At 64.6% G+C, this 20,754-nt stretch carries 18 protein-coding genes; 11 read left to right on the top strand and 7 right to left on the bottom strand.

The features are described 5' to 3' along the window. Positions 1-11 precede the first annotated feature (11 nt). Positions 12-1,022: an SLAC1 anion channel family protein gene (locus AKL02_RS11920; protein WP_083077573.1), complete on the bottom strand. Its 1,011-nt coding sequence runs from the start codon at positions 1,020-1,022 to the stop codon at positions 12-14. 324 nt (positions 1,023-1,346) lie between these two features. Between AKL02_RS11920 and AKL02_RS11925 the strand changes: the two genes are divergently transcribed. Further along, positions 1,347-1,826, top strand: coding sequence for an RrF2 family transcriptional regulator (locus tag AKL02_RS11925; RefSeq protein ID WP_078605692.1), 480 nt, complete (start codon positions 1,347-1,349; stop codon positions 1,824-1,826). Positions 1,827-2,383: 557 nt separating this feature from the next. Then, a complete protein-coding gene (locus AKL02_RS11930; RefSeq protein ID WP_083077397.1) occupies positions 2,384-2,743 on the top strand; it encodes a TfoX/Sxy family DNA transformation protein in 360 nt (119 codons plus the stop codon). Between the two features lies 1 nt (position 2,744). Here the strand turns inward: AKL02_RS11930 and ndk are convergent, their stop codons facing one another. Next, entirely contained in the window at positions 2,745-3,167 is a 423-nt protein-coding gene (gene ndk, locus AKL02_RS11935; RefSeq protein ID WP_078520946.1) for a nucleoside-diphosphate kinase, read from the bottom strand. A gap of 274 nt (positions 3,168-3,441) precedes the next feature. Here ndk and AKL02_RS11940 point away from each other — a divergent pair, with 274 nt between their 5' ends. Next, positions 3,442-5,295, top strand: coding sequence for an ABC-F family ATP-binding cassette domain-containing protein (locus tag AKL02_RS11940; RefSeq protein WP_083077400.1), 1,854 nt, complete (start codon positions 3,442-3,444; stop codon positions 5,293-5,295). Positions 5,296-5,379: 84 nt separating this feature from the next. On the opposite strand, the gene AKL02_RS11945 is transcribed toward AKL02_RS11940, so the two are convergent. The 4 genes from AKL02_RS11945 to AKL02_RS11960 form a co-directional block, all read right to left on the bottom strand. Further along, positions 5,380-6,846: a carboxypeptidase M32 gene (locus AKL02_RS11945; RefSeq protein ID WP_083077403.1), complete on the bottom strand. Its 1,467-nt coding sequence runs from the start codon at positions 6,844-6,846 to the stop codon at positions 5,380-5,382. Further along, entirely contained in the window at positions 6,843-7,997 is a 1,155-nt protein-coding gene (ctaA, locus tag AKL02_RS11950) for a heme A synthase (RefSeq protein ID WP_083077405.1), read from the bottom strand. Before ctaA ends, AKL02_RS11945 begins: the two co-directional genes overlap by 4 nt. Before the next feature lie 144 nt (positions 7,998-8,141). After that, entirely contained in the window at positions 8,142-8,822 is a 681-nt protein-coding gene (locus AKL02_RS11955) for an FAD-binding oxidoreductase (protein WP_083077408.1), read from the bottom strand. A 136-nt stretch (positions 8,823-8,958) separates the two neighbouring features. Next, positions 8,959-9,966, bottom strand: a complete 1,008-nt coding sequence (locus tag AKL02_RS11960) for a hypothetical protein (protein ID WP_165756947.1) — start codon at positions 9,964-9,966, stop codon at positions 8,959-8,961. A 285-nt stretch (positions 9,967-10,251) separates the two neighbouring features. Here AKL02_RS11960 and infC point away from each other — a divergent pair, with 285 nt between their 5' ends. The 5 genes from infC (at position 10,252) to AKL02_RS11985 (ending at position 16,651) form a co-directional block, all read left to right on the top strand. After that, positions 10,252-10,743, top strand: coding sequence for a translation initiation factor IF-3 (infC, locus tag AKL02_RS11965; protein ID WP_232621611.1), 492 nt, complete (start codon positions 10,252-10,254; stop codon positions 10,741-10,743). Between the two features lie 659 nt (positions 10,744-11,402). After that, on the top strand, positions 11,403-13,718 hold the full coding sequence (locus tag AKL02_RS11970; protein WP_083077410.1) for a glycosyltransferase family 2 protein: 2,316 nt from the start codon (positions 11,403-11,405) through the stop codon (positions 13,716-13,718). 64 nt (positions 13,719-13,782) lie between these two features. Further along, positions 13,783-14,448, top strand: a complete 666-nt coding sequence (locus tag AKL02_RS11975; RefSeq protein WP_083077411.1) for an SDR family oxidoreductase — start codon at positions 13,783-13,785, stop codon at positions 14,446-14,448. 44 nt (positions 14,449-14,492) lie between these two features. Further along, entirely contained in the window at positions 14,493-15,536 is a 1,044-nt protein-coding gene (locus AKL02_RS11980) for a glycosyltransferase family 2 protein (RefSeq protein ID WP_083077412.1), read from the top strand. Between the two features lie 176 nt (positions 15,537-15,712). Continuing rightward, positions 15,713-16,651, top strand: coding sequence for a hypothetical protein (locus tag AKL02_RS11985; RefSeq protein WP_083077414.1), 939 nt, complete (start codon positions 15,713-15,715; stop codon positions 16,649-16,651). Positions 16,652-16,744: 93 nt separating this feature from the next. On the opposite strand, the gene AKL02_RS11990 is transcribed toward AKL02_RS11985, so the two are convergent. Then, positions 16,745-16,957: a YjiS-like domain-containing protein gene (locus AKL02_RS11990; RefSeq protein WP_078520956.1), complete on the bottom strand. Its 213-nt coding sequence runs from the start codon at positions 16,955-16,957 to the stop codon at positions 16,745-16,747. 173 nt (positions 16,958-17,130) lie between these two features. Here AKL02_RS11990 and pyrC point away from each other — a divergent pair, with 173 nt between their 5' ends. The 3 genes from pyrC (at position 17,131) to AKL02_RS12005 (ending at position 20,693) form a co-directional block, all read left to right on the top strand. Further along, a complete protein-coding gene (pyrC, locus tag AKL02_RS11995; RefSeq protein ID WP_083077417.1) occupies positions 17,131-18,171 on the top strand; it encodes a dihydroorotase in 1,041 nt (346 codons plus the stop codon). 109 nt (positions 18,172-18,280) lie between these two features. Beyond that, complete coding sequence (locus AKL02_RS12000) at positions 18,281-18,958, top strand: orotate phosphoribosyltransferase (RefSeq protein ID WP_075775149.1); 678 nt, start codon at positions 18,281-18,283, stop codon at positions 18,956-18,958. A gap of 235 nt (positions 18,959-19,193) precedes the next feature. Continuing rightward, on the top strand, positions 19,194-20,693 hold the full coding sequence (locus tag AKL02_RS12005; RefSeq protein WP_078540536.1) for a replicative DNA helicase: 1,500 nt from the start codon (positions 19,194-19,196) through the stop codon (positions 20,691-20,693). The last annotated feature ends 61 nt before the right edge of the window (positions 20,694-20,754 follow it).

Raw genomic sequence — 20,754 nt, forward strand, 5'->3', positions numbered from 1 at the left:
GGCGCGCCCCCTCACTCCGGCTGACAAATCTCTCCGCGCAGGATCGCAAGCCCCGTGCGCCAGACGAGCCCTACGATCACCACGGCAAGGATCGCGAGAAACGCCACCGCCATGCGCAGATGCGGCTCTGAATGGGCGTATTCGGCATGCAGGAATGTCGCGATGGTCAGCGCCGCGATGGGGAAGCTCAGCGCCCAGAAACTCATCGCGAAGGGCAGCCGCAGGATGCGCGGCAGCTGCACCGCGACGAGCGCGGCGAAGACATAGGCCAGCGACAAAAGGATATGCGCGAAGGGATCGACGCCGTGCCCGATCTCGGCCCCGGGCACGATCTGCTCGCCGGTCAGACGCAGCCACGCGATGAAGGCTACCGCGGGCGGCGCGATCAGGATCACCAGCGTCGGCTGCAGCTTGCTCGGCAGGGGGTCGTGGAAGATCAGCCGGTTGAACACCAGCGTCAACAACACGAGCCAAAACAGCATCCCGGCCGAGAAGAACAGCCAACTGATCTCGATGAAGCCGAGCTGCGCGCCCGCCACCGGCACGATCACATTGCCCACCGCCGGGATGAACCATGCCGGGTTCAGCTGCCCGTGCTTGAAACTGCGCGTCCCGATCCAGTTGGTCACGACCGCGAGCGTCATGATCCCCTGCAGAGTCGTACCCGCCAGCCACAGCAGGAGCGCAAGCGAGGTCGAGACCGTCAGCGCCCCGGTCGCCAGCAGCAACAGCGAGATCGCGACGGTCGGGAAGAAGGCGAGCCGGATCGGGTGATGCCATTCCGCGCTCACAGCTTGCGGGTGCCGCATGGCCTTGGCGAGATAGAAGGCAGAGATCAGCACGAACACGGTCGCGGTCACCGCGAACATCACCTGATAGGGCAACGGCCCGAGCCCGAGCGGCTTGGCTGCCGCACGCAGCGCCAGCGTAAAGCCCCCGAGCCCCATCGTCGTCGCATAGAAGGTGATCGGAAAATGCTCGAGCCGGCTATGCGCGGCGGGTGCCTCAGCTTGAATGCTCATCTTGCCCTCCCGGTGGCCATCGCCGCGCGGGGCCGAACGGCCCACAACGCGACGGATCAGATCACCCGCGCCGCGCTGGACCAACCCACGCGGCGGGATCACACCTCTCATTTACTCACGCATCCGTGTGTGAGGAGTCTGACAAATGGACGCATTCGCCGCGCCGGGCGCAGCGCGCATCTACGTCCCGCGCATATTGCCTCTGGCGGATCCCCGCTTGCGCCAGACCCGCTCTGTGACGAAAATTTTCAAGGAACGTGACATAGGTCAAACCTACGAGGTAAACTTACCTATATCACCGCTTCGTGAGCTGGAGGAGTTGCGATGCGTCTGACCACACGAACCAATCTCGCGATGCGCGTGCTGATGTTCTGCGCGGTCAATCCGCATCGCACCGTGCGCAAGCATGAGATCGCAGAAGCCTGTAACGCGTCCGAGAACCATCTCGCGCAGGTCATCAACACGCTCGCGCGCGAGAATTTCATCACCACCCTGCGCGGTCGCGCCGGTGGGATGCAGCTTGCCCGCCCGCCCGAAGAGATCGGCGTGGGCAAGGTGCTGCGCGCCTTCGAGGCCGCCCTGCCCTTCGCGGAATGTTTCGATACCGAGACCAACACCTGCCCGCTCCGCGACGCCTGTCTGTTCCGCGATGCGCTGAGTGATGCGCTCGAGGCCTTCTACGGGACGCTGGACCGCAAGACGCTCGCCGATTTGGTCGACAACAACACCGCGCTGGAGGCGATGCTTAGCCTGCCCGGCCTGCAGCCGCTGTCGATCTGCGCAACCGCACGCGCCGCGGAATAACCGCCGCGACATGACGCTCCAGTAGGTCCATATTTCTGACGCATTGCCATGCGCAGCAGCGCTTTCGTGGCGCCAACGTCACAGTTTCATGACACACGCTCACGGCAAAGAGATCAAAATTCAGTTTCGCTTGACCACCCCTTTTCCCGGCGAGAGCCTGTGTCTACTTGTCGCACCAACGGGAAGACCCCGCTAAACGCGACTCATCACAAGGCTTAGGTCATGCAACAGCAATCGGGCACTCAATCAGGCCAGCAACAGCAAGGCGGCACGAACCGTCCTGGCCAGCAACAAGGCCAAACGGGCAATACGACCCAACAGAACGGCACCGTATTCGACGACTGGGCGTCCATCTGACGCCCTTTCTCGCGTCGCTATGATAGCGGCGCAGGCAGGCCCCGCAACCGGCATTCTTCATTCCCGCCGGTTTTCGCGCCGCCCGCCATTCGATCTCTTCTTCGCGCTGCTCTTGCGTGGCGCGAAGTCCGCTCTCAAACTGTCCCGACGCCAGCCCGCGCGATACTGATACCGCGCGCCCCGAAGGACCGTCCGGCACGATGAGCACCTCTCTCACATCCATAAAGGGGATCGGCCCCGCCACCGCCGAAGGCTTTATCCGCGCCGGGATCACCTCGGCCGAGGAACTGCGCGAGATCGGCGCGGACGCCGCCTATGCCGCCTGGATCGAAGTCGGGAACCCCGCCCATTTCATCGGCTATTACGCGCTGAACATGGCGCTGCAGGGGCGTCCGTGGAACGATTGCCGCGGCGCCGAGAAGGCCGAATTCCGCAAGAAATTCGATGCACTTAAGGCGCGGATCGCGGCGAGCGACAGCACCACCCAATCCGCAAAAGAGAAGGGCCGCGCCCGGCTGGACGCGGCCCTCTCGGAAATTGGTCTGATCGCGAAACGCTAGATCAGCCGACGATCTCGAGACCCGAGAAGAAGAACGAGATTTCTTCCGCAGCGGTTTCCGGAGCGTCGGAGCCGTGCACCGAGTTTTCACCCACGGAGAGCGCGTATTCCTTGCGGATGGTGCCCTCGTCGGCTTCCGCCGGGTTGGTCGCGCCCATCACTTCCCGGTTCTTGGCGATCGCGCCTTCACCCTCGAGCACCTGAACGACGACCGGCTCGGATGCCATGAACTCGCACAGTTCGCCGTAGAAGGGGCGCTCTTTGTGGACTTCGTAGAACTTGCCGGCCTGATCCATGGTCAGCTGGATGCGCTTCTGCGCGACGATGCGCAGACCCGCTTCCTCGAACTTGGCGTTGATCTTGCCGGTGAGGTTGCGCTTGGTCGCGTCGGGTTTGATGATGCTCAGCGTGCGTTCGATGGCCATGTGTGACCCTTTCCTTGTGGTTCGTGGCCGGTATCCGGTCCGAAATATCTGCCGCGCCTGCTACCATGCAGGGGAAGCCTTGAAAAGCCCTCATGGGCGGGGCTGCGGCGACTCTAGATTGGGTTTGTGACCGTTTGGTCAAGGCCGATCGGCAGGTCGTTGCGCGGGTTTGCGCCCGCAGATGCCTCCGGCGGGGATATTTTTGCCAAGCCGAAGGGGCAGCGGCGCGCAGCAGCGATTGACTGTTGCCCGCCCCTGCGCCAAGTCAGGCCCCATGTTGCGCATCTCCGATATCTCCTTTTCGATCGACGGCCGTCCGCTCTTTGCGAACGCCTCCGCCACCATTCCCGAAGGCCACAAGGTCGGCCTCGTCGGCCCCAACGGCGCGGGCAAGACGACACTGTTCCGGCTGATCCGGGGCGAGCTGACGCTGGATGGCGGCGAGATCGGCATGCCCTCGCGCGCCCGGGTCGGCGGCGTGGCGCAGGAAGTGCCGTCCTCCTCGACCTCGCTGCTCGATACGGTGCTGGCCGCCGACGAGGAGCGTGCGAGCCTTCTGGCCGAGGCCGAGACGGCGACCGACGCGCATCGCATCGCCGAGGTGCAGACGCGGCTGGTCGATATCGACGCGTGGTCCGGCGAGGCGCGAGCGAGCGCCATCCTGAAGGGCCTCGGCTTCGACATGGAGGCACAAAAGCGCCCCTGCTCGGATTTCTCCGGCGGCTGGCGGATGCGCGTGGCGCTCGCGGGCGTGCTGTTCGCGCAGCCCGATCTGCTGCTCTTGGACGAACCGACGAACTATCTCGATCTTGAAGGCGCGCTCTGGCTGGAAAGCTATCTGATGCGCTACCCGCATACGGTGATCGTGATCTCCCACGACCGCGATCTGCTCAACCGCGCCGTGGGCTCGATCCTGCATCTCGAGGATCGGCAACTCACGCTTTATCAAGGCGGCTACGACACGTTTGCGCGCACCCGCCGGCTGCGGCGAGAGGCGCAGGCGGCCCAGGCCAGGAAGCAGGAGGCCCGCCGCGCCCATTTGCAGGGCTTCGTCGATCGCTTCCGCGCGCAGGCCACCAAGGCCAAGCAGGCGCAGGCGCGCGTCAAGATGCTCGAGAAGATGGAGCCGATCACCGCCCCGGAAGAAGCGGCGAAACAGGTCTTCACCTTCCCTGCGCCGGAACAGCTCTCGCCGCCGATCATCGCGATGGAAGGTGCCGCCGTGGGCTATGGCGGGCCCGCGATCCTCAAGCAGCTCAACCTGCGGATCGATCAGGACGACCGGATCGCGCTGCTGGGCCGGAACGGCGAGGGGAAATCCACGCTTTCCAAGCTGTTGGCGGACAAACTTCAGGTGATGGACGGCAAGATCACGCGCTCGTCCAAGCTGCGGATCGGCTATTTCGCGCAGCATCAGGTCGACGAGCTGGACCTGAAAGAGACGCCGCTCACCCATCTCAAGCGCGAGCGCCCCGACGAGCATCCCGCCAAGCTGCGAGCGCGGCTTGCGGGCTTCGGCCTCGGCGCAGATCAGGCGGAGACGGCGGTGGGCAAGCTCTCGGGCGGGCAGAAGGCGCGGCTGTCGCTGTTGCTGGCGACGCTGGATGCGCCGCATCTCCTGATCCTCGATGAGCCGACCAACCACCTCGACATTGAAAGCCGCGAGGCGCTGGTCACCGCGCTCACCGAATATTCCGGCGCGGTGATCCTTGTGAGCCACGACATGCACCTGCTGGGACTGGTCGCGGACCGGCTCTGGCTGGTCAAAGGCGGCGCGGTCGCGCCCTATCAGGGCGATCTGGAAAGCTACCGCGCGGAGTTGCTGGCGCCGCCGCCCGAGGACAAGCCCGCGAAATCGGCCGCACCGAAAGCCGCGAAGCCGTCGCGCTGTGCGATGACGACGATGAAGCGCGAGGTCCGCGACTGCGAGGCCCGGGTTGAGAAGCTGAGCGACATGCTCGAGAAGCTCGACGCGAAACTCGCCGACCCCAAGCTCTACGAACCTGAAAAAGCCCGAGATCTCGCGATCTGGCAGGCCAAGCACACCGAGGCGACCAAGGCGATGGAGAAGGCCGAGGCGCTTTGGATGGCGGCGCTGGAAAAGCTGGAAACCGCCGAGCAGGACTGAGATCAATGAAGGGGCCGCGCGCCCCTTCCTCTTGACCCAAATATCCCCGCCGGAGGCGCCTGCCCCCTCAGAAAGCGCGGCGCATCACAGCTTGTAGATGCCCTCGAATTTCCGCGTCAGATAAGCCAGCAGCGGAGTCTCGGTCGGCTCAAAGCCGCAGGCATGCTGGATCGTCTGGCGCGGGGTGCGCAACCCGCCGTGGACCCGCAGGTTCTCATCGAGCCATTGCTTGGCGGGGCTCGCATCGCCCTCGGCCAATGCGGCGTCGATACCCGGCGTGACCGCGCGCATCGCCTCGTCGAGACAGCCCGCATAGACATTGCCCAGTGCATAGGTCGGGAAATAGCCGAACAGCCCCACCGACCAATGCACATCCTGTAGGAAGCCCTGGCTGGGTTTGGTGACCTTCACGCCGAAATCCTGCTCGAAGCGGGCATTCCACGCTTCTTCGAGATCCGCGACCTCGAGCTTGCCCGAGATCAGGTCGCGCTCCAGATCGAAGCGCAGCATGATGTGGAGATTGTAGTTCAGCTCGTCCGATTCCGTGCGGATGAAGCCCATATCGACGCGATTGACCAGCGCGTGGAAGGCCTCCGTATCCATGCCGAGATCGCCGAACGCATCGGTCATGCGCTGATGCAGCCAGCCAGTGAACGGGGCCGAGCGGCCCAGCTGGTTCTCGTAGATCCGGCTCTGGCTCTCATGCACGCCCATCGAGACGCCATGGCCCAGCGGGGTGAAGCGATAGGCCGGGTTGATCGCCTGCTCGTAGGTGGCGTGGCCGACCTCGTGGATCGTCGAATAGATATTGCCGAACGGGTCGGATTCAGAGATCCGGGTGGTGATACGCGCATCGTCGCCACCGCCCGAGGAGAATGGATGGACCGACATATCCAACCGCCCGCGCGTCCAGTCATAGCCGAAGGCGGAGGCGCATTTGCGCGCCAGCCGCAGCTGGGCGTTCTCGGGGAAGACCTTGTCGAAGGGCTGCGGCGAGACCTCCGAGCCCAGCACCCGGTCGCGCAGTTCCACCAGCGGGCCGCGCATCCGGTCGAAGACGGTAGCGATTTCCTTCGACGTCGCGCCCGGCTCATAGTCGTCGAGCAGCGCATCGTAGAGATTGCCCTCGGATAGGCATTCGGCCTCTTCACGCTTGAGACGCACGACCTCTTCCAGCGTCGGCAGGAAGGCGGAGGCATCCTCATTGGCGCGGGCTTCCGCCCAGATGCCTTGGGACAGCGAGGTCAGACGCGCCATCTCGGTCGCGAGGCGCGCCGGGATGCGGGTCGCGCGGTTGTAGCTGCGCCCCACCAGATCGAGGACGCGCGCGCTGACCGCATCATCGGCCTCGGCGCGGGCCAGCCAATCCTCGATGCGCGGATCGGTGCGGCGCGCATGCAGCACCGATTCCAGCGCGGCGGATTCCTCGGCGCGCTGATCGGCGGCGCCGCGCGGCATCATCACCTCTTGGTCCCAGCTTAGCAGCCCGGCGATATTGCCCAGCGCTTCGGTTTCGCGCTGATGCGCGAGCAGGTCCTGATAGGCGCTCATACGCGGCCCTCCCGGATGGAACGAACAAGGGGGAAGCGCGCCATATGACGCGCGCGGATCACGAGGACCCAGGTGATGATAGCACCGAACTGGTGGATGAGACCCAGCCACCAGTAATTCACCAGCTCAAGCGCAGTGGTGATGCCCAGCACCATCTGGAAGAAGATCATCGCCGCCATCAACGCGAAGGCTTCCTTGGTGCGCGGATGGGCCGAACTGCGCGCGCGCCATGCGGCATAGAGGCCGGACGCGAAGACGAGATAGCCGACCATGCGGTGCATGAACTGCACGAGCGCCGGGTTCTCGAAGAAGTTGCGCCAGATCGGCGTGTAATCGAAGCTTTCGGAGGGCAGGAACTGCCCGTTCATCGAGGGCCATGTCGGGAAGGCGAGACCGGCATCGATCCCCGCGGTCAGCGCACCGAGGATGATCTGCACGAAGACGAGCCCGATCAGCACCGAGCCGATCCGGGTCAGGCGCGGCTCGGCCAGGCGGCGGGCCTGCAACAGCGCCGATTCCGGGCGCGAGAGCTGCAGCGCGAACCAGGAGATCAGGCCGAGGATGATGAAGGCGAGGCCGAGGTGCGTGGCCAGCCGGTAGGAGGCGACCGAGGTCATCCGCCCCACGAGGCCCGAGGACACCATCCACCAGCCGATCGCGCCTTGCAGACCGCCCAAGACCCCGAGGCTGAACAGCCTTCCCGTCCATCCCGTCGGGATCTTCTTGGTCAGCCAGAAGCCGATGAAGCCGATGAACCAGACCATGCCGATCAGGCGGCCCAGCTGCCGGTGGCCCCATTCCCACCAGAAGATGCCCTTGAACTCGGACACGGTCATGTTGGGGTTCATGTATTTGAACTGCGGGCTCTCTTTGTAATGGGTGAATTCCGCCTGCCAGTCCGCATCGCTCATCGGCGGGATCGCCCCCGAGATCGGATCCCAGCGCGTGATCGACAGCCCGCTATCGGTGAGGCGCGTGGCCCCGCCCACGGCGATCATCGCCACGACCAGCGTGAACAGCACGAACAGCCACATCCGGATCGCCCGGCGCGCACCACGGGGCTTTGCGTCGATCATGCCGCCCTTGGGCTCGGCCCGCGTAGTGGTGCCCTCCGATCCAACTTCCTCGAAGATGCTGCGTTTCTCGCTCATGCGTTCGGGCCCCCGGCTTGTCTGTCGCCTGTTCTCGGCAAAAATTTGCGCGAGGGCAAACTAGGCCGCCCCCTCACCGGGGGCAAGGGGGCGGGAAGGCGCAGGGCGCGCGGTCTCGGGGCACTTAGACGTGATCGGACAACGTCAGTCGAAATCCTCGCGGATGATGCGGTCTTCCTCGACGCCAAGCTCCTTCAACGTGGCCTCGATCTCATCGACCATCTGGTCGGGACCGCAGATGTAGAACTTGCCGCTCTCCTTCTCGACGAAGGGCGCGAGGAAGCCGCGATCGACATGCATCGAAACGACGCCCTTGCCGGGGTCGCTCTGGTCGGTGACGGTCCAGACGGTCTCCAGCCCCTTCATCGCCTCGAACTCGTCGCGCAGGATGATGTCGGCTTCCGTCTTGTTCGAGAAGATCAGGCGGCAGCCTTCGAGCGTGCCTTCGCGGGCCAAACGCGCGCGCAGGATCGAGATGAAGGGCGTCACCCCTGCCCCGCCTGCGATGAAGGTGCCGGGGCCTTCATCCTTGATCGCGCCCCACGGATCGGAGACCTCGACGGTCTCGCCGGGCGTGAGCGTCGCGATCTGCTCGGTCACGCCATCATGGTCGGGATAGCTCTTGATGACGAATTCCAGCGTGTCGCCATCTACCGGGTTGGTGAAGGTGAAGGGGCGCTGCTCGTCGGTCCAGCCTTCGCGGGTCAGGTTCAGATCGACCGCCTGACCGGGCGCGAAGTCGAACCCTTCGGGGCGCGGGAAGACGAGGTGATGCGTGTCATGGGTGACGGGGGAAATGCTTTGCAATTCGAGACGGGTGCTCATGGAGGGCTCCTTTCGTTGAAGAGCGAACGCGAGGCTTTGCGCAGACGTTCCCACTCGACTGGGCGGATCGCAAAGAAAAGGGCCGCGCGAGGGGATGTCGCGCGGCCCTTGGCGTTCTGGCAGTTGGCTGCTTGGCTCAGAGGCCCAGCGCCGCACGGATTTGATCGGCCACACCTTCGACGAGTTGCGGGTTGTCACGCGCGCTTTGCACCGCTGTGCGCAATTGCTCCTTCGTCGCTTCGGGCAGCTCGGACGTGTCGACGATATCCATCACCCGGTCCGCGTCGAACCCTTCCACGGTCAGCGCCTTCGCCGCGCTCATCACGCCCTGCGCCGGCACCGGCTTTTGCGTGTCGCCACCGCTCGCAGTGCCTGCGGGGGCCGCCGACTGTGCGGCATTGGTCGCGGCGGCTGCGGCGTCGGCTGCGGCATTGGCGGCTTGGCTGGCGGCATCGGCTGCCGCTTTCGCCGCCGTGCTCGCGCCTTCGACAGCGCTATCGGTCGCCTCCTCTTGCGCGCCGCTGGCCGCCGAGGCAGCCGCATTCGCAGCTTTCGCGGCCGCTTCCGCAGCCGTCGTTGCAGCCTTCGCGGCATCGGTGGCAGCCGCGCTGGCCGTATCGCTTGAGGAGTCCATCGTGGCTGTCGCGGCCTTGCTTGCAGCGGAGGCGGCGTCCTTGGCCGCGTCACTCGCGTCGCTTGCCGCCTGCTGCGCGGTCTCGGTCGCTTTCGAGATGGTGTCGGCGGCGCTTTGAGCGGCGTCGGTGGCGGCGCTTTGAGCGGCGTCGGTGGCGGCGCTTTGTGTCTGATCGGCTCCGCTCTGCGCAGCCTCTTTCGCGGCATCGGCGGCATCCGCCGCCGCGTTCGAGCCCGTATCCATCGCGCCCGAGGCCTTTTCCTTCACGCTGTCGGCCGCGTCGGACGCCGCTTGGCTCGCCTTATCAGCGGCGGCCTTCACCGACTCGCCCGCAGACTTCACCGCATCGCTGGCCTTGTCCGCCATGCTCTTGTCGCCAGTCTCAGTGCCAGCCGCTGCGTTGGTTGTCGTATCGGTCGCGTCGGGCGAGTCTGTGATATCGGTATTGAGGATGATCAGTCCGGCGGCCACCGCCAACACCACGATCGCCGCTGCCACAATCTTGTTCATCACGCTTTTTCCCTTGATTGTCTCTCTCTGCGGGCGCTATTCACCCCGCCTCGACCACTGGGCACAGCCACGCACACGGACCGCAATCGCGCCGCAAACGCCTTTGCCCTGCCCGGCAGGACACAACGCGTTTCCTCCCTGCCCGGTTCCCGTGCCTTTGCGGTTGAATACGGCGGCACTCGGGACTATCTTTTCCGCCCGAAATTACTCAATGGCTACAGAAGGATTCCCACCATAGCCCGCAGACCCCATAACGCCCCGCCGACCCGTGACACCGGCCCCCGAGTGAACGGCCGCATTCGTGCGACCGAGATCCGCCTGATCGGTGCCGAGGGTGAGAATGTCGGCGTGGTTACCCCGCGCGAAGCGATGACCATGGCCGAAGAGGCCGGGCTCGATCTCGTCGAGATCTCGCCCAACGCCAATCCGCCCGTCTGCAAGATCATGGATTTCGGCAAGTTCAAATACGAACAGCAAAAGCGCGAAGCCGAAGCCCGCAAGAAGCAGAAGACGATCGAAATCAAGGAAGTCAAATTCCGCCCGGGCACCGATGTGCACGACTATGACGTCAAGATGCGCAACGTGGTGAAGTTCCTCGAGAACGGCGACAAGGTGAAGGTCACCCTGCGCTTCCGCGGTCGCGAAATGGCGCACCAGGATCTGGGTCTCGAATTGCTCAACCGCGTCCGCACCGATGTGGGCGAGCTTGGCAAGGTCGAGAACATGCCCAAGCTCGAAGGCCGCCAGATGGTGATGATGATCGCCCCGGCGAAATAACCGCCAGAGCATCGCGAGATGGTTTGAACCCTCCCCTCACCGGGAGGGTTTTTTCATGGCCCGTTGGGGGTGGTTCTCGCGTTTCGGGGGGATGGAAAATTAAAGCGCCGCGGGAGGGAGACCCGCGGCGCATTTTGGGGAAGAGACGAGGGAGAACGTCTGTTCCTCTGGTCGGGTTCTGTGCGGTTTGGGCCGCGTCAGGGAGATCAAGAACCCGATGCACTTGTGATATGGGAGTATCCGTGTGCTGAACTTGACTTAGGTCAAAATTCATCCGGTTTGAACTGCGACAAACTGTTCCAATGGTCACGTTTCTGGCAGGGTCGGTGAGCCGCGTGTGAGGAAAACCTTACCGGAAGCCTGACACCCCGCCTTCGGACCTGTCTTTTCGGGCTCTCAAGACACACGGCGCGATCACGCGAGCGACTCGCCCCGACCGAACTTTCAGTGCCTTTTTCTTCCCGTCCCATCCGGTCTTGCGCGCGCGCCTCCGCAATTGCCCCGGTTTCGCCATTCCCACCGCGCGAAATCGCCCCGTTCGGAGGCGAAATCGTGACCCGGACAGGTGCGGCCCGGAATCGGGTCGGCGGCGATTGCGCGCTCTTTATCGCGTCACCCCCTGCGTGCTAGTTGGAACGAGAGGCAGTTTCGAGATCGATATGGGCAAGCAACGAGTGATCCGGCGCAGGATGCAGGCGCAAACGGGCAAGCCCGCGCTGCTCGACGCGGTGGGCTGGACCGAGGAGACCGATCTCGGGCCCCGTCACCATCTGCGCGCCTTCTTCGCCGCGCCGTCTCAGGCCGAGGATCTCAGCTTCGATGCCGTTGCCGGGGCCGCGCATCTGGCCGAGGGCCGCAATGTCGCGGGCGCGGTGATGGCGATTTACGAGCCGACCGAGCCGGGCCCGATTCAGGCCGCGATGTCCGGGCCAGACGGGCCAAGCCTGCGCGAGATTACCCCCGCCGCCCCCGATTGGGAGATATTCGAAGGCCGCAACTGCCTGTTCGGGCTGCGGCTGGAGGAGAGCGTCGAGACCGTGCTCGATTGGCTGAGCTGGCATCACGACCATCACGGCGCGACGGGCGCGGTGATCGTGAACCGCGCGCCCGAGGACAGCCCCGCAGGGTCTGGCGAGAGTTTCGCCGATGCGCTGGGAGCGGGCATGGCGCTGCGCGAGCTGGACCTGCCGGTCGCGATCTTGGAAAGTCCGCTGCCGCTCGGCAAGCCCGATCAGGGACCGGAGAACCATGTCTTCCTCGCCCCCGACGCGCCCGGCAAGGACCGGATGGAGCCGCCTGCCCCCGACCCGCAGCGCAGCCCGCTGGGTCAGGCGCTGATCTTCGAAATCGCGAAATGGCGCTTCTTTGCGAAGGCGGCCTCGGTGCTGGTGCTCGACGTGACCGATCTGCTGGCCGCGCGCGAGCCGGGGCAGCCCTCGGCCTTCGAAGCCACGCAAGAGGCCGAAAACGGCGTAATCCTTCTGGTGGGCCGCCGCATCTACCCTTGGCGCGTGCGCAACGATCAGCCCGCGCGCTTCCCCGACCATATCTGCCGCCAGTTCGACGCGCGGCGCGGCATCGCGCGCTGGGGCTGTGCGCCGCAAAAGGCTGGGCTGGAGAATACGTGGCGCCTGCTGCGTGTCAGCTATTGCCGCCCCGATCCGGGGCTGACCTACGGCTTCTGGCGCGCGATGGCGCTGCGGGTGCCGGGAACCTCGCCTGCGGAACTGGCCCCCAAGACCTCGCTGGTCGAGGATGAACGCCTGCTGCATCTGTCGCGCGACATCTGGGGGTTCAAGCCGGTGCGCCCGCCGGTCTCCAAGGTGAAGGACGCGCCCGCGCAGGCGGTGAAGGCAGGCCGCACCGCCATCGTTACCACGATGAAGAACGAAGGCCCCTTCATCCTCGAATGGATCGCCTATCACCGCGCGATCGGGGTGGATGATTTCCTCGTCTATACGAACGACTGCACCGACGGCACCGATACGATGCTCGATCTGCTGCAGGCCAAGGGCTACGTCCAGCACCGCGAGAACCCGTTCCGCACCATGGTCGACATGAAGCCGCAGCACGCGGCGCTGGCGGCGGCGGAGACCGAGCCGGTCATCACCAAGGCGGGCTGGTCGATCTGCATGGATGTGGACGAGTTCATCAATGTGAAGATCGGCGACGGCACGCTGAAATCGCTGTATCAGGCGATGGGCGAAGCGAACATGATCGCGCTCACCTGGCGGCTCTTCGGCAATGCGGATGTCCACGCATACGAGGACAGATTCATCACCGGGCAATTCACCCGCTGCGCCCCCGAGATCGTGCGCAAACCGCATCAGGCCTGGGGCTTCAAGACGCTGTTTCGCAATATCGCGCTCTACAAGAAACTGGGTGTCCACCGCCCCAAGGGGCTGAACCCGGACCTCTGGGATCAGGTGAACTGGCTCAACGGCTCGGGCCAGCCGATGCCGCGCGAGATGTTCCGCAATGGCTGGCGCTCGACACTCGACACTTATGGCTATGACTGGGTGCAGCTGAACCATTACGCGGTGCGCTCGGCCGAGAGCTTCCTCGTGAAGCGCGACCGGGGCCGGGTGAACCATGTCGATCGCGATCAGGGGCTGAACTATTGGTTCCGGATGAACCATAACGCGGTCGAAGATCGCTCGATTCAGCGGATGCTGCCCGCCGCCCGCGCCGAGTTCGACCGCATGATGGCCGATCCCGAGATCGCCGCCGCGCATCACCATTCCGTCGCCTGCCACCGCGCCAAGATCGAGGAGCTGATGGCGCGCCCAGATCAGCGCGAGTTCTACGAGACCCTGACGTCGGAACGGTTCGAGGCGCTCTCGCGGATCCTGCACGTCTTCGGGTCGGCCGTGTTCAATACCGGCCCGCATGTGATCCCCGACGATCTGCACGCCCGCGATCTGCCCGACGATTTCTTCTTCACGGTCGAAGCGCCCGACGAGGCGACGCACTGAAGGCGGCGCCTTTACCCCAGCGTGCCCTGACCTAGCTCTCCGAGCAAAGGAAAGGACACACAACATGGCACGCATTTTCGTCATCGGCGCGACAGGCGGCGTCGGGCATCGGCTCGTCCCGCTTCTCATTGAGGCAGGACACGAGGTCACCGCGCTGCACCGCAAACCCGAGCAGGCCGACAGTCTCCGCGCGATGGGCGCGACGCCCGTCCAAGGCGACCTGATGGAACTGACCGCGGGCGATTTCGAACCGATGTTCGAGGGCCATGACGCGGTTGTCTTCTCGGCGGGGGCTGCGGGCTCCGGCCTCGAGCGCACCACCCGTATCGACGGCGAGGCACCGCTCGACGTGATTGCCGCGATGAACCGCACCGGGGTGCCCCGGCTCTACCTCGTCTCCGCCTTCCCCGATGCCGGGCGCGGCAAGGAAATCAAGTCGGGCTTCGAGCATTACATGCTGGCGAAGAAGACGGCCGACGCCGCTGTGGTGGCGAGCGGGCTCGACTATGTCATCCTGCGCCCCGGCACCTTGATCGATGAGGACGGCGACGGGCGCGTAGCGCTGGCCCATGCGCTCGATTACGGCTCGGTCGCGCGCGGCCACGTCGCAGCGGTGCTCGCGGCGCTGATCGACGCGCCTGAGATCAGCCATGAAATCCTCGAGCTGACCGACGGCACCGAGGAGATCGCGGCAAGCGTGGCCGCCCTGCCGCGCCACGTCGCTGTGTGATCCCAGACACTTGCGGGCGCGCGCGGCCTCACTACAGTGGCGAAATGCGTGCGCTCGCGATCACATCCGTCAAGAACGAAGGCCCGTTTCTGCTGGAATGGCTGGCCCATCACCGCGCCATCGGCTTCACGGATTTCCTTGTTTTTTCCAATGACTGCGACGACGGCACCGATGCGATGCTGGATCGGCTGCAGGAGATCGGCTGGCTGACCCATGTGCCCAATCCCGGCCCGTGGAAGGAAGGCCCGCAATGGGCCGCGCTGAAACAGGCCGACGCGCATCCGCTGGTGGCTCAGGCCGACTGGATCGCGGTGATCGACGTTGACGAATTCGTCACCATCAAGACCGGCGATGGCACGCTGGACGCGCTGATCGAGGCCGTCCCGCAGGCGACCGCTTTCGCGATGACATGGCGACTGTTCGGCAATTGCGGCGTGGTTGGCTTCGAGGATCGCCCCGTCACGCAACAGTTCCCCCGCTGCGCGCCGCCGGACATGCTCTGGCCGTGGCGCGCGTCGATGTTCAAGACGCTCTTCGCCAATACCGGCGCCTATGCCAAGCTCGGTGTGCACCGCCCCCGCGCGCCACAGGACGAAAAGCTGGCAGGCACGCTCTGGGTCGACGGATCGGGGCGCAAATTGCCACCGCAGTATCAGCGCCAGAAGCTGTTCACCCCGCCGGGTAGCGCGCCTTACGACCTTGTTCAGCTCAACCATTACCCGCTTGGGTCGATGGAGGGCTACCTCGTGAAATGCGACCGCGGCCGCTCGAACCGGCAGGCAGGCGCCTTCGACATGTCCTACTGGGTGGAGCGCAATTTCTCGGACACCGAGGACGATTCGATCCGTCGCCACGATGCGGGCACGCAGGCCGCCCTTGCCGAGCTGACCGCCGATTCCGACCTGCCCGGCCTGCACAATAAGGCAGTTATGTGGCGTAAAGCGAAGGCCCGCACGCTATTGCGCGAGGAGCCGTATCGCGCGCTTTTTGGCAGGCTTCTTCTCTGTCCGCCGAGCCGCCCGCTCTCGCCGCAGGCCGCTAAACTCATGGTTCGCCTCGCAAAAGCGGCAATTACCGAGAAGCCGTGAACAAACGCAGCCAACTAGGCCGATTGTTGCCCATTAAGAAATGTGGCGGCAGATTCCTCGCTTGGCTCCTATTTGTGCCCCTTTCTTGCGGTGATACGTTGGTTGAGCAGAACTGGCGGTGTCCCGCCCGCGCCCGCAGCAAGCGAAGCGCGCACGAAAGCTGAAAAGAGGCGAAGGTGAACAAGGCAGACACGGACTGGCGTGCACGGCTGGAAAAGATCGCGGACGAGACCGGCTATTACGAGCCGCTCGGCGCCGATCATGAAGTGCTGTTCCACGACGACTCGCCCGTCCTGATCGTCAGCTTCGAGACCCGCGCACAGATCGAGGCCGATCGCGAAGAGGCGCTGCCCTTCGGCTACAAGATCGCCCGCGATGAGGGCTGGTCCGCGCTCAGCGTGATCGCTTCGGACGAGAGCTGGTTCCGCGACCCCGCCATCTATGCCTATTTCGACCGCCTCGTCGACGAAGCCTTCTTCGAAGATTTCGACCGTGTGGTGTTCTACGGCGCGGGCCCCGGCGGCTATGCGGCGGCCGCCTTCTCGGTCGCAGCACCCGGCGCCACGGTGGTTGCGCTCGCCCCGCAAGCGACGCTCGATCCGACACTCGCGGGCTGGGATGACCGATACCCGCAGACCCGCCGCATGTCCTTTACCGATCGCTACGGCTTCGCGCCCGAAATGCTCGACGGCGTAGAGCGGGCCTTCGTCTTCTATGACCCGTTCGAGCGGCTCGACGCGATGCACGCGGCGCTGTTCGCGCGGCCTTGCGTGACGCTGATGCCGTGCCGGCATATCGGCCCGGACCCGGCGGCGGGGCTGCTCGATATGGATATTCTCGACGAGGTTCTGATCGCGGCAGGCGCAGGCAAGCTGACCCCGTCCCTGTTCTGGACCTTCTTCCGCGCCCGGCGGCTCTCGAAACGCTACGTGATCCGGCTGGTCGACCATTTGCGCAGAGCACGCCGCCCGGTGCTGGAGGCGATCCTGTGCCGCGCAGTCGGGACCAGCCAGAACCGTCCGAAATTCCGCAACCGCTATGAGGCGCTCGCCCAGAAGCTCGCCGAGCAGGGGGTCGAGTTGCCGGAGCCACAAGAACGGGCTGGCGCGGCCTGAACCCCGATCGAGAGACTGAAACGTAAAAAGGGCGCGCCCCGGCGGGGGCACGCCCTTTTTCAATGCGAGACGCCCGGGCGCCCCGGACCGCGATCAGATGTAGAAGCGGTCGCGGAACACGTGGCGCACGATGCCGTCACGGGTCAGACCCATATCGGCCAGCTCGGCGTCGCTTTTCGCGTCGAGCGCACGGATTTGCTCCTGGCGCGACTGGCGCTCCATATAGGCGACGAAGCCTTGTGCGATTGCGTGGCCCATACGGGCAAAGATCGATTGTTCGCCATGGGCGGTGGTAACGAATGCCATTGGAAACCTCCTGAGGTTCAGCGTTCAGGTCGTTTTCTCCCTTGGCACTGAATTTAGGTCAGCTTTACTGCCAGTGGTACCGCCATCTCCGCATCCCCGCCATGCAAATGCTGCAGCGCGGCATGCGCGCTCCCTCTGGATTTGCACGCAGCCTCGGGCTAAGGACTTTTCTCATGAGCACGATCACCCTGCCCCGCCCCGATGACTGGCACCTGCATCTGCGCGATGGCGCGATGCTGGAAGGTGTCGCCCCCGAAACCGCCCGTGATTTCGCCCGCGCGATCATCATGCCGAACCTCGTACCCCCCGTGGTGCGCGGTGACGATGCCGCCGCCTATCGCGAACGCATCCTGAAGGCGCTGCCCGAGGGGAGCGATTTCGAGCCGCTGATGACGCTCTACCTGACCGAGAAGACCGATCCGCAGGATGTGGCGCAGGCCGCAGCCTCCGGTCTGGTGAAGGCGGTAAAGCTCTATCCTGCGGGCGCCACGACGAACTCGGATTCGGGCGTGCGCGATTTCGACAAGGTGCGCGGCGTGCTGGAGAAGATGGCAGAGATCGGCCTGCCGCTTTGCGTGCATGGCGAGGTGACCCGGCCCGAGGTCGATATCTTCGACCGCGAGGCCGTCTTCATCGAGACCGTGCTCGACCCGATCCGGCGCAAGACCCCCGGGCTGCGCGTGGTGATGGAACATATCACCACGAAAGACGGGGTGGATTACGTCGCCGCACAGGGCGACGACATGGGCGGGACGATCACCACGCATCACCTGATCATCAACCGCAACCATATCCTCGTGGGCGGGATCAAACCGCATTACTACTGCCTGCCGGTCGCCAAGCGCGAAACGCATCGGCTGGCGCTGGTCGAGGCCGCGACCTCGGGCAACCCGCATTTCTTCCTCGGCACCGATAGCGCGCCCCATGTAGACGCCGCCAAGGAAACCGCCTGCGGCTGCGCGGGCTGTTTCACCGCGACCCATACGATGCCGCTTCTGGCGCATGTATTCGAAGCCGAGGGCGCGCTCGATAAGTTGGAGGCCTTCACCTCGCGCAACGGGCCGAATTTCTACCGCCTGCCGGTCAACGAGGGCACGCTGACGCTCGAGAAGACCGACCAGCCCAACAGCTGGCCCGCCAAGATCGAAACCGGCGCGGGCCCTGTCACCCTCTTCGATCCGGGTTTCCCGGTCCATTGGCATGTAAAACGCTGAGTTTCGCCTTGGCGCAAATATCCCCGCCGGAGGCTCCCGGGCCAGCCGAGGGACGCTCCGCGGGGGATATTTAGACCAAGCCGAAACCAGCCTTGATAAGGACGAGATGATGATCCCCAGCTCCTTCCCCAGCAAAGAAGAAATCGCCCGCCTGACCGCGCGGATGCTTCTGGAAATCGAAGCGGTGCATTTCAACGCCGACGAGCCCTTCACGCTCGCCTCCGGCCTGCCCTCGCCGACCTATATCGATTGCCGCAAGCTGATCTCTTTCCCGCGTATCCGCTCGACCCTGATGGATTTCCTCGCCGTGACGGTGATGCGCGAGGCCGGTTTCGAGGCCTTCGACAATATCGCGGGCGGCGAGACGGCGGGCATCCCCTTCGCCGCGATGGTGGCCGAGCGTCTGGCCCTGCCGATGACCTATGTGCGCAAGAAGCCGAAGGGCTACGGGCGCAACGCGCGCATCGAAGGCGCGATGACCGAAGGCCAGCGCGTGCTGCTGGTCGAGGACCTGACCACCGATGGCGGCTCGAAACTCAGCTTCGTCGATGCGATCCGTGACACCGGCGCGACCTGCGGACATACGGCGGTGATCTTCTACTATGGCATCTTCCCCGAGACGGTCCCGAACCTGCGCGAACATGGCGTCGAGCTGCATCACCTGTGCACCTGGTGGGACGTGCTGGCCGAGGCGCGCGAACAGGGCAGCTTCTCGAAGGAAACGCTCGACGAGGTCGAGGCCTTCCTGAGCGATCCCCGCCCGTGGCAGGACGCGCGCAAGGGCTGAAACAGCCCGGAGATTCCTGTGGATGATCCTGTGGATGCTCTGGGGAGCATTTTGGCGACGAATCTCGCACTTCGAAAATAATCGCGAGATGTGGTAGGCTCCCTATGGGCAAACACCATAAATTCCGAAAACTCCGCTGAAACAGCGGGGTTTTCCCCAATCTTATCCAGATTCCCTTTTCCCCCGACTGCGGCTAGAAGACCGCGCAGAGGGACGGGGACACCGAGGCAGGTACATGAACGATCAGGCACAACGACCCGATGAGGGACAGCCCGGAAATTTGCCCGCAGAGGGCACCGCACTGCCCCATAATATCGAAGCGGAACAACAGCTTCTGGGCGCGATCCTCACCAATAACGACATCTTCGACCGGATCGCATCCGTCATCAAACCGGAGCATTTCTACGAGCCGGTGCACCAGCGCATCTACGAAGTCGCGGCGGCGAAGATCCAGAAGAACGCGCTCGCCTCGCCGGTGACGCTGAAAGCCTATCTCGAAGACGATGCGGGGCTTCAGGAACTGGGCGGTCCGGCCTATCTCGCACGTCTTGCTGGCGCGGCGATCTCGGCCTATGCGGCGCGCGACTATGCGCTGATGATCTACGAGATGGCGGTGCGGCGCGGGCTGATCGAACTGGGTCAGGACATCTCGTCGCGCGCGGGCAAGCCGCAGATCGACGACGACCCGAAAGAGCAGATCGCCTCCGCCGAGCAGCGGCTCTACACCCTCGCGGAAGAGGGCCAGGCGCAGAAGGGCTGGACCTCGTTCCTGTCGGCGGTGACCGAGGCCGTGCAATCGGCCAACGCCGCCTATCAGCGCGATGGCGGGCTCGCCGGCGTCTCGACCGGGCTGGTCGATCTCGACAAGAAGCTCGGCGGCTTCCACCCGTCGGATTTGCTGATCCTCGCAGGGCGTCCCTCGATGGGGAAAACCTCGCTTGCGACGAACATCGCCTTCAATATCGGCAAGGCCTACAAGAAGGGCATGCGCCATGACGGGGTCGAGGGTGCGATCGAAGGCGGCGTGGTCGGGTTCTTCTCGCTCGAAATGAGCGCCGAACAGCTGGCCGCGCGTATTCTCTCGGAAGCCTCGGAAGTGCCCTCGGAGCGCATCCGCCGCGGCGACATGACGGAAAGCGAATTCCGCCGCTTCGTCGAGGCCGCGAAAGCGCTGGAGAAATGCCCGCTCTATATCGACGACACCCCCGCCCTGCCGATCGGTCAGGTCGCCGCGCGGTGTCGCCGTCTGAAGCGGACGCATGGGCTCGACGTGGTGATCGTCGACTACCTGCAGCTGCTGCGCGGCTCGGGCCGGGGCGACAACCGCGTGCAGGAGATCGGCGAAATCTCGATGGGTCTGAAGGCCATCGCGAAAGAATTGAACATCCCCGTGGTCGCGCTGTCGCAGCTGTCGCGTACGGTGGAAAGCCGCGAGGACAAGCGCCCGCAGCTCTCCGACCTTCGCGAATCCGGCTCGATCGAGCAGGATGCCGACGTGGTGATGTTCGTCTATCGCGACGAATATTATCACGAGCGTCTCAAGCCGCCGGAAGACGATCCGAAATTCGCCGAATGGATGCAGAAGGCCGAGCGCGTGCATGGCAAGGCCGAGGTGATCCTGGGCAAGCAGCGTCACGGGCCGATCGGCACGGTGGAATTGGCCTTCGAGAGCCAGTTCACGCGCTTCTCGGATCTGGCCAAGCCGTGGCAGGGCGACGGCAACGAAGGCTTCTGAGCGGGGCTTGGGGGCGCTGCCCCCGCCCCTTACGGGATATTTGGGCAAGCCCGAACCGTCA

The sequence above is a fragment of the Thioclava electrotropha genome (genome assembly GCF_002085925.2).
GTDB lineage: Bacteria > Pseudomonadota > Alphaproteobacteria > Rhodobacterales > Rhodobacteraceae > Thioclava > Thioclava electrotropha.